Genomic DNA, 12130 nt, shown 5'->3' with positions numbered 1-12130 from the left:
CGTGATGCCTGGCCGGCGTCGGTCAGCGGTGGGCGCCCCGATCAGCCCGTCTTCTCGATGTACGTCATCACCAGGTACAGGATGACCTGCTGATCGGTCGGGTTCCTGTACTGATGGGGCACGTCGGCGTCGAACATGATCGCGTCGCCGGTCGCGAGCACATGGCGCTCGGCGCCGACGACCATCTCCAGCGTCCCGGCGGTCACCACGAGGTTCTCCACGGTGCCCGGCGGGTGAGGATCCGCGTGTTCGGTGGCGAGGGGCGCGAGCGTGATCTCGTAGAACTCGACGGTCCTCGGCACGTCGAACGGGAACAGCGCGCGGGACGTGAACGAGCCGTCATGCGACGTCAACACCTTGGCGCGCGCGGCCAGGATGAGCGATGTGCCGCCGAGCGACTGGTCGCTGATCAGCGCCGAGAAGGGCACGCCGAGCGCCCGCGCGATCTTCCAGAGCACGTTGATCGTCGGCGTGCTCTGGCCGAGCTCGATCTGGCTGAGCATCGCCCGGCTCACGCCAGACGCCTTCGCCAGCCGCTCGAGGGAGAGAGCCCACGCTTGGTCCGGAGGCGACGCAGGTTGGCCCCGACGATGCCAGTGAGCGCCGAGGAGGCGTCCTGCGGCGCCATCTCGTAGGCCCAGGCGTCTCCAGACGCCTCGTCCACGTCCCGCTGCGGCGCTTCTCCGTTGGTTCCGTTGGTGCGGCTGGAGTACGATCTCGCGGGGCCAGCGAAGCTCTCCGGCCTGTGGTGCGAGCGCGGTCCAGCAGGCGAAGCGGGGTTCCTCGTCGATGCGGCGGACGCTTGCACGCCGTTCTGATAGCCCTCCACGGGCAACGACGCGCCGAGCCCATCACCGGAGATCAGCCCGGGTGAGCTCCGTGGCGTGTTCTGACGGACGGATTTCATCGCACCTGCCAGATGGGCATCCACGTGAAGATCGGGAACCACCAGAGGACGACCGGCATGGTCAAAGAGCTTCCCGATGGCATCGGCCTGTCGCTCTCGGGAACATGCTTGTTCCGAGCCGCCCTCCGCTGCTGCCGGTATTCCTCGAGGTCGATCACTTGAGCACTCTGGGGGCGCATCCGCTTCACCTCCAACCCGTAGGCACATCATCCGTTATAACGGATTGTCTGTCAAGAGACAGCTCGGCCATGACGCATGAGGGGCGGTACGCTGCGTTGACCCGAGGACGGCGCGGCGCCCTCTCGTCCGCGGCGCAAGGCTGCCGCATCTTCGCTTCCGCCGAAGAAATCGAGCTTTTCGTCCGCCCTTTCCATGTTCAGGGCGTCCGATGATGAGGCTGCTTGGTAACGACGCGTTGCGTCGTTCTTGACTGGGCGGCTCGAAGCGCCTCCGAAATAGTGGACGATGCGGAGCGTGGGCCGCCCGAGGGATCGCGCGTCGCGCTCTGCCCTCATCGGGATCGCCGGCGCGGCCCACGCGCGCGAGCGGTTCACCGGTGGCGGGGGGAGAGGACGTTGGTGCTTTCCAGGAACATCCGGCGCGCGCCGCGCTCTGTCGTCCTATCGCAGCGCGGCCGCGGAGCTGGCGAGTGCGCGACGACAACACGAGCACACAAGGAGGCAGCCATGGCGGGCGTCGACGTGGGGGGTGGCGAGAGGCGGGCGCGAAACAGCGAGATCAACATGATTCCGTTCATCGATCTGCTGATGGTGACCATCGCCTTCCTGCTGATCACGGCGGTGTGGGTCACGAACTCGCGGCTCAAGACCAGCGCGGAGGTGCCTGCCGCCGCGGGGTGTGGGGAGGAGTGCCAGAAGGAGCCTCTCAGGACGATGCACGTCCATGTCGGCGAGGACCGGTTCAACCTCGTGTGGAAGCAGGGCGCGACCGTCCTGAGCGAGGTGAGCGTCCCCAAACGTCCTGTCGAGATCGGCGGGGCGGGAGCCACCGCGATCCGTTACAGAGAGCTCGGCGATGCCATCCAGCGCGAGTGGGAGCGGAGCGGCGAGCACCGCGCCCCGAGCGACCGCCGCGCCGACCAGGCCGTGCTCCACAGCGACAACAAGACGCCGTTCCGTGAGCTCGTCGCCGTGCTCGACGCGATCAACGCCCCGCGCCGAACCGTCCTCCTCGAGGACGGCCGCAGCGCCGAGATGCCAGCCTTCCTGGCCACCTTCTCCGCACGTTAAGGGCGGTGGTCGCGGGACGGGGGGAACGCGTTATGCGGTGAACTCGGTCGTCAGCGCTACCCAGTTCGAGGGCGGGCGGACGGCGTAGCTCAGCGCAAGGACCTCGATCAGCACCACCCGGTAGATCGCGTGGACGTCGTCGACGTCGACCTCGTGCGCGTTCGCCTCGAGCGCCGCGTCGAGGTGCTCCTGCACGAAGGCGAGGACGTCGGGCTGCTCCATCGCGATGACGTCGTCCGAGTCGACCGCCTCGGCAGGATCGTGAAGGCGGATCTGCTCGTCCAGGTTCAGCGACTCCTCGACGCCCGTGAGCGCCGTCTCGGTGACCTCGTCGAGGTCCTGACCGAACAGCTCGTCGAAGGCGAGCCAGATCGCCAGCGTCAGGAAATAGCCGAGGGCGAGCGCCGTCTCGTCGAGCGGGCCGGACAGCACCGAGGAGATCCGGTCCGCGAGCGCAGGCTGCGTCTGTTCGAAGCGCGTGAACGCGTCGTCGAGCTGCTTGCGCGAGTCGTCGTCATCCTCGGCGAGCTGATCCTCGATCTCGGACAGGACGCGCGCCGGCACCTGAGCGTACGAGGGGACGGGGCGAATGGCTGCGCGGCGTACCCACACGCGGACAACCTAGCACACGATGGCGCGGCTCATGGAGCGAGCAACCGGATGCTCGACGCCGGAGCCCAGCCCTCCGTGGCGCCCCAGCGGACCTCAGCGAGCCCGCCCGATCTCCTGCCGACCTCGACCGACGCACCCTCGGGGATCGCGCTCTGCTCCGCGCGGGGCAGCGCGCGCCCGTCCTCGTCGAGGAGCCGGACCTCGGGGACCACCACGACGCCAGCCCGGGTCGTGAGGCGGAGGTGCCGCGCCGCATAGGTGAGCGGCACCAGCGCGAGCAGCGCGACGAGCGCCGTCGGCGCAAGGACGCTGCCCGCGACGTGCGCGGGACCGGCAGGGCGGCGCCGCAGGACCACGCCCAGGGCGAGGAGCAGCGACGCGAGGAGCGCGGCCGCCGCCCAGGTGCGCTCCGAGGCGAGGCCGACGATGACCCGGCCGAGCGTCGGGCGCACGTCGACCGCATCCGTGGCGCGGCGCGAGCGCTGGCGGGTGATCTCGGCGCGCACGAGATCCAGCGCGCGATCGGCGTCGGGGTCGCCCGGGCGGAGCCGCAGCGCCTCCTCGAACGCGGCCGCCGCCCGGCCGAGGTCTCCCGGGCGATCCGCGCCCTCGCGCACGCGCGTGACGTAGGCGAGCCCGCGGTTATAGCTCGCGTCCGGGTGCACGAAGCCGCGGTCGGCGAGCAGCTCGAACGTGTCGATCGCCGCGCCGTACTCGCCGCGGCCGAGCGCGGCCGTGCCCTCCTGGAACAGCGCCTCCGGGGGCTCCGCCGGCTGCGCGCGCGCCTCGCTCGACGGCAGCGCCGACGCGAGGCTTCCGGCGAGGAGGAGCGCGCCGGCGAGGAGGCGCCTGCGGCGGCCGTTCATGCGGGCTTCCATCGCGAGAGCTCGGTCACGACGGCGCGGCTCTGCTCGACGAGCGCCGCGGCGGCGGCGCCGCCGCCGTCCTGCGCGGTCGGTTCGAACCGGATCGCCTCGCACGCGGCCAGCGCCTCGCAAGCGCGCGACGAGAGCGGCCCGGGGACGCCGCGCCGGCCGAGCTCGCCCGGGAGCTCCGCGAGCAGGACGCCGCGCGAGCGGAGACCCGTCGCGGACTCGATCGCCCGGTGCACCGCGCGCTCGATCGCCGCGGCCGTCGCCCCGAGATCCCCCTGCGCGGCCGCCTCCTCCGCCTCGCGCTGGGCGATCGCCGCGAGCCGGGCGGGCGAGGTCGCGCCCGCCGCGCGGCGATCGCGGGCCCGGCGCAGGAGCCGATCGCCCGCGCCGAACAGCGTCACGACGAGCGGCGGCGCGGCCAGGAGCAGCCAGAACGGCGCGCCGTCGAGGGGCAGCGTCGCGGGCGGGGCGTGCGGGCCGAGCGACGCGCGGAGCCCCGGCATGCCGGCGAACGGCTCGCCCCGGCCAGCGCCGTCGCCCTCGGCGCGAGGCGCCCTGGACGGAGGCCCGGACGGCGCCGGAGGAGCCACCGGGGTCACCTGGACGACGCCGAGCTCGGCGCGCTCGACCACGTAGCGCTTCTGCGCCGGATCCCAGTAGGGGAGCTCGATCTTCCCGAGATCGACCGCGCCGCTCTCCTGGATCCGGACGACGTAGCCGAACGATCGGGTGCCGCCGATCGCGCCGCCGCGCGGCTCGATCGCGTCGCGCTTCTCCGGGTCGAGCCACTCGAGCCCGGTCCGCTCCGGCACCCGGAGCGACTGGGGGAAGTTGCCGGTGCCCGCGACCTGCACGGTCACGGCCACCGAGCCGCCCTGCTCGATCTGGCGCGGCTGCACCGTCGCCTTGAGCGTGAACTGACCGACGTCGCCGACGACATAGCCGGACGGGCGGCCGGCGAGCGGCGGCTCCGTGACCTTGACGACGACGTCGTTCGATTCGCGCAGCACGCGCGCGCCGATCCGGCGCCCGCTGATGCGCGTCTGCATGCTGCCCGTGTGCAGCTCGCCCGTCTTCAGCGGGAACAGCGCCAGCTTGTCGACGAGGCGGGCCGCGTAACGGTGCCCGCCGACCCGCGTGTACACGGGGCGCTCGTTGCGGGGGTCCTCGAGGAGCGGGTGGCGGAGGAAGTCCGCGGCGGGCGCCGCGCGCGGCTCGGTCATCTCGGCGTTCTCGCGGAAGTACAGGTAGAACGAGACCGTGACCTGCTCGCCGACCACCGCGGCCGTCTTGTCGGGGATGGCGCGCAGGAACACCACCGGGTCCGGCTCGCGCGGCATCGCCAGCTCTGTCGCCTCGGGCTCGGGCTCGTCCTGGGGCGGCTCGTCGTCGAAGAGGCCGCCCGAGCCGCCGAACGGCCACGGAAAGCCCTGCAGCGGGCCGCCGGGCAACAGGAACGGGTTGTTCGGCCGGCGAGTCCGCCCGCTCGCCGGCGTGACCTTGATCATGATCGGAGCCGCCGGCAGCCGCCTGCCGTTCCACGAGATCGTCGGCCCCGGGATGGTGTAGCGGCCGGGCTTGTTCGCGACGATCTGCCACGTCGCGCTGATGCCCAGCTGCGTGATCATGACGCCGCCCCCGAGCTGGGTCTTCATCTGCGTCCCGATGCTCGGGCCGGAGACGATGGAGAGGTCGGGCGGGACACGCAGCTCCGGATCGGAGGGCATGCCGGCGCCGCGCTCGACGAGCGCCTTCACCTCGACCGTGAACGGCTCGCCGACCTCGACGTCGGTGGAGCTCGCGCGCGCCGAGAGCTCCGGCTGCTGCTGCGCGCGCGCGCGGAGCGGGGCGATCAACGCGAGCAACGCCACGAGCAGCGCGGTCGCGAGCGGCGCGAGGCGCGGGGGGGCGAGCGCGAGCGGGCGCGTCACTTGTCCTCCATGCCGCGGCCGCGCCGCATACCGGCCTTGTTCTTCGCTTCCTGCTCCTGGTACGTCGGCGCCTCCTCGAGCTGGTCGAGGATGCGATCGTCCTGCCGACCGGTCTGCGGCGGCTCCTGGGGCTGCTCGCGCGGCGGCTCGGGCTGCTCGGGTGAGCCGGCGTCGGGCGTCTGGTCCTGCGGGCCAGCGTCAGGGCTCTGATCCTGATCGCCGCCGTCGTTGCCCGCGTCCTGGTCACCGCCGTCGCCGTCGTCGCCCGCGTCAGGCTCTCCGCCGTCGTCGCCCGCGTCCTGGTCGCCGCCGTCGTCGCCCGCATCGGGCTCGGCGTCGGGCTCGGCGTCCGGCGGCGCATCGGGCTCGGCGTCCGGCGGCGCATCGGGCTCGGCGTCCGGCGGCGCGGCGTCCTTCTGGTCCTCGATGCGCCGCAGGGCGATCGCCCGGTTCCAGGCCGCGTCCCGGCCGACGCCGTCGCCGCCGGCCTCCTCGAGGACGCCGGGGATGATGGCCAGCGCCTGGTCGTAATACGTCACGGCGTCCTCGTACTTGCGCCGCAAGAACTCGAGGTTGCCCGAGAGGTAGCGGGCCCGCGCGCGCAGATCGGCCGGCACGCTCGGATCGGCCCCGATCGCCTTCAGGAGGATCAGCGCGCAGTCGATCTCGATCCCGCGCAGCGCGTCGCGCTGCTCCTGCTCCGGCCCGCCGTCCGCGAGCTCCTCGTCGCCGAACCGATGACCGTAGCGCTCGGCCAGGTGGAACAGCGTCAGCCCGAGATCGAACGAGCCGTTCGGCTTCTGGCGCACGGAGTCCGGCAGCCCGATGCCGGCGTCGCTGCACGGGCCCGTCCCCAGGTAGCTCGCGAGGGCCTGCTCGGCAGACTCGAGGTTGCCCGCGTCGAGATCGCGGATCGCCTGGTCGACCGCCGGCGCGTTCCGCTCGAACGGGGACGTCGGATCCCACCCGCTGCACCCGGTCGCCGCAGAGAACGCGGCCCCGGTGAGGCACGCGGCGGCGAGCCCGATCGCGATCCACCGCCCGCGGCGCGCGAAGAACCCGGCGAGATCCACGCGCTTGCGATCACGACGCGGCATGCGGCCCTCCCGCGTTCCCCCGAGGCGCCTGCCCCGCTCCCGCCGCGAGGTCCGCGCCGAGCGGGCGCCCCTTCAGCAACGCGGCGCGCTTCGGCGCGGCCTCGGGGCGCGTCGCCACGAAGCGACGGCGCGGAGCGTCCTTGAGGAACACCTCGGCGATGAGGAGCAGGATCGCGAGGCCGAGCGGGTAGAAGTAGACGTCCGCGTAGACCGTCTCGACCCGCTCCGAGAGCTCGCTCTTCATCTGCCGCCGGAGCTCCGCGGCGATCGTCTCGATGCCCGTGGTCCCCTTCTCCGCGCGGATGATCTGCCCGCCCGGCGTCGCCTGCGCGATCGACGCGAGCTGCTGCTCGCCCGACAGCGACAGCTCCGTCGTGAGCGGCTTGCCCTGGCGATCCGTCCGCCACCCGACGATGCGGCCGTCCTGGCCGATCTCCGGGATCGGCTCCGGCGTGCGCCCGCCGATCTGAACGACGTGGATCGTCGTGCCCTGGGCGCCGATCGCCTGGGCGACGCTCAGCGGGTAGCCCTCGAGGTCCTCGCCGTCCGTGACGAGCAGGATGATCCGCTTGTGCTCGGCGGACTTCGGGTCGCGCTTCAGGAGCTCGTTCGCCTGGTCGAGCGCGCGCGCGATCGCCGTGCCGCCGATCGGCATGTCGTTCGGGTCGAGCTGGCGGAAGAACTGCGCGATCGCCGCGCCGTCGGCGGTCAGCGGGAAGCCCATCGGCTCGCCGGCGAACGCGACCGCGCCGAAGCGCGCGCCCTCGAGATCCTTGATGAGGCGGGCGACCTCGACCTTCGCCCGGAAGATGCGGGACGGCTCGACGTCGCGCGCGTACATGCTCTTCGAGTAGTCGAGCACGACCACCACGTCGACGTTGGTCGCCGGCACGAGCCGCGTGCCTTTGCCGTACTGGGGGCGCGCCGCGGCCACGAACGCGAGCGCCGTCGCGAGCACGAGCAGCACGCCCTTCCAGGCGCGGCGCTTCGCTGGATCGGCGGTCGTGAGCGCCTTCACGCGATCCTCGTCGCCGAAGCGCTTGATGGCGCGCGCCACGCCGAAGCCGCCCAGGATGAGCAGGAGGCCGATCAGCGCGGCGAACGCCGTCCCGAGCAGGAACCAGGGGGCCGCAAAGTTCACGGGAACCTCCGGAGCAGCCAGGCGCGCAGGAGCGCGTCGAGCCCGATCAGGAACACCCCGGGCAGGAGCAGGAACGGGAAGAGATCCTCGTACGCGGCGCTCGACGCCTCGAAGCGGGTCTTCTCCAGCCGGTCGAGCACGTCGTGCATGCTGTCCGCGAGCGCCTTCGCGTCGGTCGCCACGTACGACGCGCCGCCGGTCTTCTGCGCGATCTCCTGGAGCAGCGCGGGGTTCACCGGGAAGCGGTGGCGCACGTAGCGCGGCTGCCCGAAGAGATCGATGCCGTCCTCGACCTCGACCTCGTCGTCGGTGCCGATCTGGATCGTGTAGACCTTCGCGCCGAGCGAGGTCGCGAGGTGGGTCGCGTACTCGGGGGAGATGGCCCCGGCGTTGGAGTCGCCGTCGGTCAGGAGGATGACGACCTTCGACTGCGCGTCGCTCCTGCGCAGGCGGGCGACCGCGGTGCCGAGCGCGTCGCCGATAGCCGTCGCGCTGCCGTCGATCACGTTGAGCGTCATCTGCGAGACCATCTGCGTCAGCAGGTGGTAGTCGAGCGTCGGCGGCGACAGCACGTACGCGGCCTTGCCGAAGACGACGACGCCGAGGCGATCGGTCCTCCTGCGGCTGATGAAGTCCTGGAGGACGAGCTTGGCCGTGTCGAGCCGGGTCAGCCGCTTGCCGCGCGGCAGCTTCGGCTGGCCGGGCAGGTCGCTCGCCCGCGCGTCGAGGATCGCGCGCATCGAGCCCGACAGGTCGAGCGCCACGACGATGTCGATGCCCTTGTCGTCCGAGCGCTGCTCGCGGAGCACGCTGACCGGCCGCCCCATCGCGAGGACGAGCAGCGCGAGCGCCACGGCGCGCAGCACGCCCGGCACGTCGCGCAGGTGGCTGCGCAGGCCGCGCGGCCCGCGCGCGAGCGGCGCCACCGTGCCGAGCCGGAGCCGCGGCCTGCGCGCGTCCTCCGCGAAGATGCCCCAGTACCAGACGACGGGCACCGCGATGAGCGCGAGCAAGAACCACGGGTTCTGCCAGCTCGCCGAGGACCAGGCGTCGCGGCGGGCGAGGTAGGGGTACACGCAGGCGAGCGCGGCGACGACGAGCGTCGCGATGAGGGCGAGCGCTGCGCGCTTCGTGCGGCTCAAGGCGCCTCCTCCGGCGCCCGGGACGGGCGAGCGGGCGGCTGCTGCCCGCCGGCGGGTGAGCTCCGGGGGCCGGCGCCGTCGCCGGGCCGCGCCGCCGGCGGGGTCGTGCGGTGCACGATGTTCTCTCCGTCGTCGAGCGCCGTGAGGCAGTCGGCCTCGCTCGGCTGGAGGCGCGCGAACTTCACGAGGTCGCAGTCGGCGAGGAACCGCGCGATCTGCGGCAGCACCGGCACGGGCGGGCGCACCCGCGCGAGCAGGTCCCGCATCTCGTCGCTCGTCGTCTCGAGGCCGTCGAAGCCGTACCGCGCGCCGAGGTACTTGCGCACGCAGTCGCTCACGCGGTCGAAGTACTCGCCGGTCCGCCCCTCGCCGAGCAGGTCGGAGCGCCGGAGCGCCTCGAGCTCCTCGAGCGCGGCGATCCACGGCAGCTTGGGCGGCGGCGCGGCCACCACGCGGGGCCGGCGCAGCCAGCGCCGCACCAGCCACGCCACGAGCAGCCCGAGCGCCGCGCCGATGAGGATGCCGGCCGTGAGCTGCTTCGCGAGCACCCACTCCTCGCGCTGCGGCCGAGGCGGCGGGTTCGGCTTGACCTTGGGGTCCCGCTCGTTGGCGATCGGGTCCTCGATCACGATCTCGTGCGGCCGGGTGCAGACGGTGACGAGCTCCCCGCTCGCGCGGGACACGGCGATCGGCACCGGCGGCAGCAGGAGGGCGCTCCTCCCCGGCTCCTTGGGCAGCGGGACGAACGGGATGACGAGCCTGGTCGTGGCGCCCGTGTCGGTCGCCGTCGTCGTGCTGGTCGGCCCCGCGCCCGCGTCGGCCTCCGGCAGGACGAACCCCGCCTTCTGGATCGCGCGCGCGGCGTCGCTGTCGCCCTGGACCTTGAAGCCCTCCGGCAGCACCGTCTCGCCCTTGCCGTGCGTGACCGTGATCTCGAGGTGGGCCGCGTACCCGCTGAACCCGTTCCTCGGGAACGTCTCCTCGATCCGGGGGCGCGTCGCGCCGGGCGGCACGTGCTCCGCGCACGAGGCCCACACGCTCTCGCCGCGCCCCGTGGCTGCCGGCGCCGCGGCTGCCGGCGCCGGGGCCGGCGGCGGAGGCGGGGCGTCGTCCGCCGCCGGCCCTCCGGCGCCGCCGGCGTCCGGCTGCGATCGTGCCGGCGACGCGCACGCGAGCGCCGCCGCCAGCGCGGCCCACGCGAGCGGGCTCGCGCCGCGCGCGGCGTGGACCGCCGAGCGACGCGCCCTCATCGCCTGAGCCTCCGCGCCCGCTTGGCGAACAGGTCGCGCAGCGGGCTCACGAAGCTCTCGCCGGTCTTCACCACCACGGCGTCGAGCGCGAGCTTCTTGAACAGCTTGTCGCGGTCGCTCCGGAGCTTGCGCATGGCGGCGCGGTAGTGGTCGCGCACCGCCCGGTCGCCGGTGTCCACCACGACCTCTTCGCCGGTCTCCAGGTCCTCGAACGTCGCGAGCCCCACGTCGGGCAGCTCCTCGTCGCGCGGGTCGACGAGCATCACCGGGATCACGTCGTGCTTGGCGCTCGCGAGCGAGAGCGAGCGCTCGAAGCCGGAGGCGAAGAAGTCGCTGATCACGAAGGCCACGCTCCTCCGCTTGGCGACCTTCACCAGCGTCTCGAGCGCGAGCTTCAGGTTCGTCCCCGTGTACTTCGGCTCGTGCCCGAGGATCTCCCGGATGACGCGCATCACGTGTTTGTCCCCCTTCTTCGGCGGGACGAGCTTCTCGATGGCCTCGGTCGCGAGCACGAGGCCCACGCGATCGTTGTTCTTGATGGCGCTGAAGGAGCAGAGCGCGGCGATCTCGGCGGCGACGCGCGCCTTCGACGCGCGCCGCGTGCCGAACTGCTCGCTCTGCGAGGCGTCGACGACCAGCATGACGGTCATCTCCCGCTCCTCGACGAACACCTTCACGAACGGCTCGCTCATGCGGGCCGAGACGTTCCAGTCGATCCAGCGCACGTCGTCGCCGGGCAGGTAGGCGCGCACCTCGCGGAACGACAGCCCTTGCCCCTTGAAGACGGACGAGTACGTCCCGGAGAGCTGCTCGTTGGCGAGCCGCTGCGTCCGGATCTCGATGCGCCGGAGCTGCTTCAGGAGCTCCGGCGGCAGCGGGTTCTTCGAGCCGGAGGCCTTGATCACGGCACCTCGACCACCTCGAACACGCGCCGGACGATCTGCTCGGACGTGACCTCCTCGGCCTCCGCCTCGTAGGTCAGGACGACCCGGTGCCGGAGCACGTCGGGGCCGATCGCCTTCACGTCCTCCGGCGTGACGTAGCCCCGGTGGCGCAGGAAGGCGTGCGCGCGCGCCGCCAGCGCCAGCGCGATCGAGGCGCGCGGGCTCGCCCCGTACTCGATGAGGCTGCTCAGCTCTTTCATGCCCTTCTGCCCGGGCTCGCGCGTCGCGAAGACCACGTCCACGATGTAGTCCTTCACGCGATCGTCCATGTACACGTCGCGCACGACCTTGCGCGCGGACACGAGCTCCTCGGGGGTCGTCACCTTCGCGGCCTTGCCCTCGACCACCCCCGTCGTGCGGTCGATGATCTGCCGCTCCTCGGCCCGGGCGGGGTACCCGACCTTGACCATGAGCATGAACCTGTCGACCTGCGCCTCCGGGAGGCGGTAGGTCCCCTCCTGCTCGATCGGGTTCTGGGTCGCCATGACAACGAACGGGCTCGGCAGCGGGTACGTCGTGTCGCCGATCGTGACCTGCCGCTCCTGCATCGCCTCGAGGAGCGCGCTCTGCACCTTCGCCGGGGCGCGGTTGATCTCGTCGGCGAGCACGAGGTTCGCGAAGATCGGGCCCAGCTTGGACGTGAAGTCGCCCTTCTGGTGGTTGAAGATGACGGTGCCGATGAGGTCGGCCGGCAGCAGATCCGGCGTGAACTGGATCCGCGAGAACTTCGCGTGGATGGCGTCGCAGAGCGTCCGCACCGTGAGCGTCTTGGCGAGGCCCGGGACGCCCTCGAGGAGGACGTGCCCCCCGGTGAGCAGCCCGATGAGGATGCGCTCGATCATGTACGTCTGGCCGACGATCACCTTGCCGACCTCGGTCAGCAGGGTGTCGATGAAGGCGCTCTCTTTGGCGACCAGCTCGTTCAGGGCGCGTACGTCGTGCATAACGGGTGGGAGCTCATAGCAAGCCCGGCCGCCCGAG

General features: G+C 72.3%; 12 protein-coding genes. 1 reads left to right on the top strand and 11 read right to left on the bottom strand.

Annotated elements, in window-relative coordinates:
* Positions 1–41: 41 nt before the first annotated feature.
* Together WMF44_RS34705 and WMF44_RS34700 are read right to left on the bottom strand one after the other, a co-directional pair.
* Complete coding sequence (locus WMF44_RS34705) at positions 42–515, bottom strand: helix-turn-helix domain-containing protein (RefSeq protein ID WP_437294332.1); 474 nt, start codon at positions 513–515, stop codon at positions 42–44.
* Positions 512–907, bottom strand: coding sequence for a hypothetical protein (locus WMF44_RS34700; RefSeq protein ID WP_437294331.1), 396 nt, complete (start codon positions 905–907; stop codon positions 512–514). The genes WMF44_RS34705 and WMF44_RS34700 overlap by 4 nt, the downstream gene beginning before the upstream one ends.
* A gap of 686 nt (positions 908–1593) precedes the next feature.
* Here WMF44_RS34700 and WMF44_RS34695 point away from each other — a divergent pair.
* On the top strand, positions 1594–2157 hold the full coding sequence (locus WMF44_RS34695; protein WP_437294330.1) for an ExbD/TolR family protein: 564 nt from the start codon (positions 1594–1596) through the stop codon (positions 2155–2157).
* 30 nt (positions 2158–2187) lie between these two features.
* On the opposite strand, the gene WMF44_RS34690 is transcribed toward WMF44_RS34695, so the two are convergent.
* From WMF44_RS34690 to WMF44_RS34650, 9 genes are read right to left on the bottom strand one after another with little or no spacing between them, the layout of a single operon-like run.
* The gene (locus tag WMF44_RS34690; protein ID WP_012239127.1) at positions 2188–2769 is read right to left on the bottom strand and encodes a hypothetical protein; all 582 of its coding nucleotides are present in this window, start codon (positions 2767–2769) and stop codon (positions 2188–2190) included.
* A gap of 29 nt (positions 2770–2798) precedes the next feature.
* Positions 2799–3635: a hypothetical protein gene (locus WMF44_RS34685; RefSeq protein WP_437294329.1), complete on the bottom strand. Its 837-nt coding sequence runs from the start codon at positions 3633–3635 to the stop codon at positions 2799–2801.
* Positions 3632–5575 (bottom strand): BatD family protein, encoded by a 1944-nt coding sequence (locus WMF44_RS34680; protein WP_437294328.1) that lies wholly within the window; start codon positions 5573–5575, stop codon positions 3632–3634. The genes WMF44_RS34685 and WMF44_RS34680 overlap by 4 nt, the downstream gene beginning before the upstream one ends.
* Positions 5572–6672, bottom strand: coding sequence for a tetratricopeptide repeat protein (locus tag WMF44_RS34675; protein ID WP_437294327.1), 1101 nt, complete (start codon positions 6670–6672; stop codon positions 5572–5574). The genes WMF44_RS34680 and WMF44_RS34675 overlap by 4 nt, the downstream gene beginning before the upstream one ends.
* Entirely contained in the window at positions 6659–7813 is a 1155-nt protein-coding gene (locus WMF44_RS34670) for a vWA domain-containing protein (protein ID WP_437294326.1), read from the bottom strand. Before WMF44_RS34670 ends, WMF44_RS34675 begins: the two co-directional genes overlap by 14 nt.
* The gene (locus tag WMF44_RS34665) at positions 7810–8955 is read right to left on the bottom strand and encodes a VWA domain-containing protein (protein ID WP_437294325.1); all 1146 of its coding nucleotides are present in this window, start codon (positions 8953–8955) and stop codon (positions 7810–7812) included. The genes WMF44_RS34670 and WMF44_RS34665 overlap by 4 nt, the downstream gene beginning before the upstream one ends.
* Complete coding sequence (locus WMF44_RS34660; protein ID WP_437294324.1) at positions 8952–10205, bottom strand: hypothetical protein; 1254 nt, start codon at positions 10203–10205, stop codon at positions 8952–8954. The genes WMF44_RS34665 and WMF44_RS34660 overlap by 4 nt, the downstream gene beginning before the upstream one ends.
* Positions 10202–11110, bottom strand: coding sequence for a DUF58 domain-containing protein (locus tag WMF44_RS34655; RefSeq protein ID WP_012239120.1), 909 nt, complete (start codon positions 11108–11110; stop codon positions 10202–10204). The genes WMF44_RS34660 and WMF44_RS34655 overlap by 4 nt, the downstream gene beginning before the upstream one ends.
* Positions 11107–12093 carry an AAA family ATPase gene (locus WMF44_RS34650; RefSeq protein ID WP_437294323.1) on the bottom strand — a complete coding sequence of 329 codons (987 nt, stop codon included), beginning with the start codon at positions 12091–12093 and terminating at the stop codon, positions 11107–11109. The genes WMF44_RS34655 and WMF44_RS34650 overlap by 4 nt, the downstream gene beginning before the upstream one ends.
* Positions 12094–12130 lie beyond the last annotated feature (37 nt).

This window comes from Sorangium sp. So ce426, assembly GCF_051475585.1.
GTDB lineage: Bacteria > Myxococcota_A > Polyangia > Polyangiales > Polyangiaceae > Sorangium > Sorangium cellulosum_B.
The sequence above is the reverse complement of the archived record's forward strand: the minus strand, read 5'-3'. Positions and strand labels throughout refer to the sequence as shown.

What these genes read in the sequence shown, in the direction of transcription:
- WMF44_RS34700 (WP_437294331.1), bottom strand. Translation starts at nt 907, where the DNA reads ATGAAATCCGTCCGTCAGAACACGCCACGGAGCTCACCCGGGCTGATC.
- WMF44_RS34695 (WP_437294330.1), top strand. Translation starts at nt 1,594, where the DNA reads ATGGCGGGCGTCGACGTGGGGGGTGGCGAGAGGCGGGCGCGAAACAGC.
- WMF44_RS34685 (WP_437294329.1), bottom strand. Translation starts at nt 3,635, where the DNA reads ATGAACGGCCGCCGCAGGCGCCTCCTCGCCGGCGCGCTCCTCCTCGCC.
- WMF44_RS34675 (WP_437294327.1), bottom strand. Translation starts at nt 6,672, where the DNA reads ATGCCGCGTCGTGATCGCAAGCGCGTGGATCTCGCCGGGTTCTTCGCG.
- WMF44_RS34660 (WP_437294324.1), bottom strand. Translation starts at nt 10,205, where the DNA reads ATGAGGGCGCGTCGCTCGGCGGTCCACGCCGCGCGCGGCGCGAGCCCG.
- WMF44_RS34650 (WP_437294323.1), bottom strand. Translation starts at nt 12,093, where the DNA reads ATGCACGACGTACGCGCCCTGAACGAGCTGGTCGCCAAAGAGAGCGCC.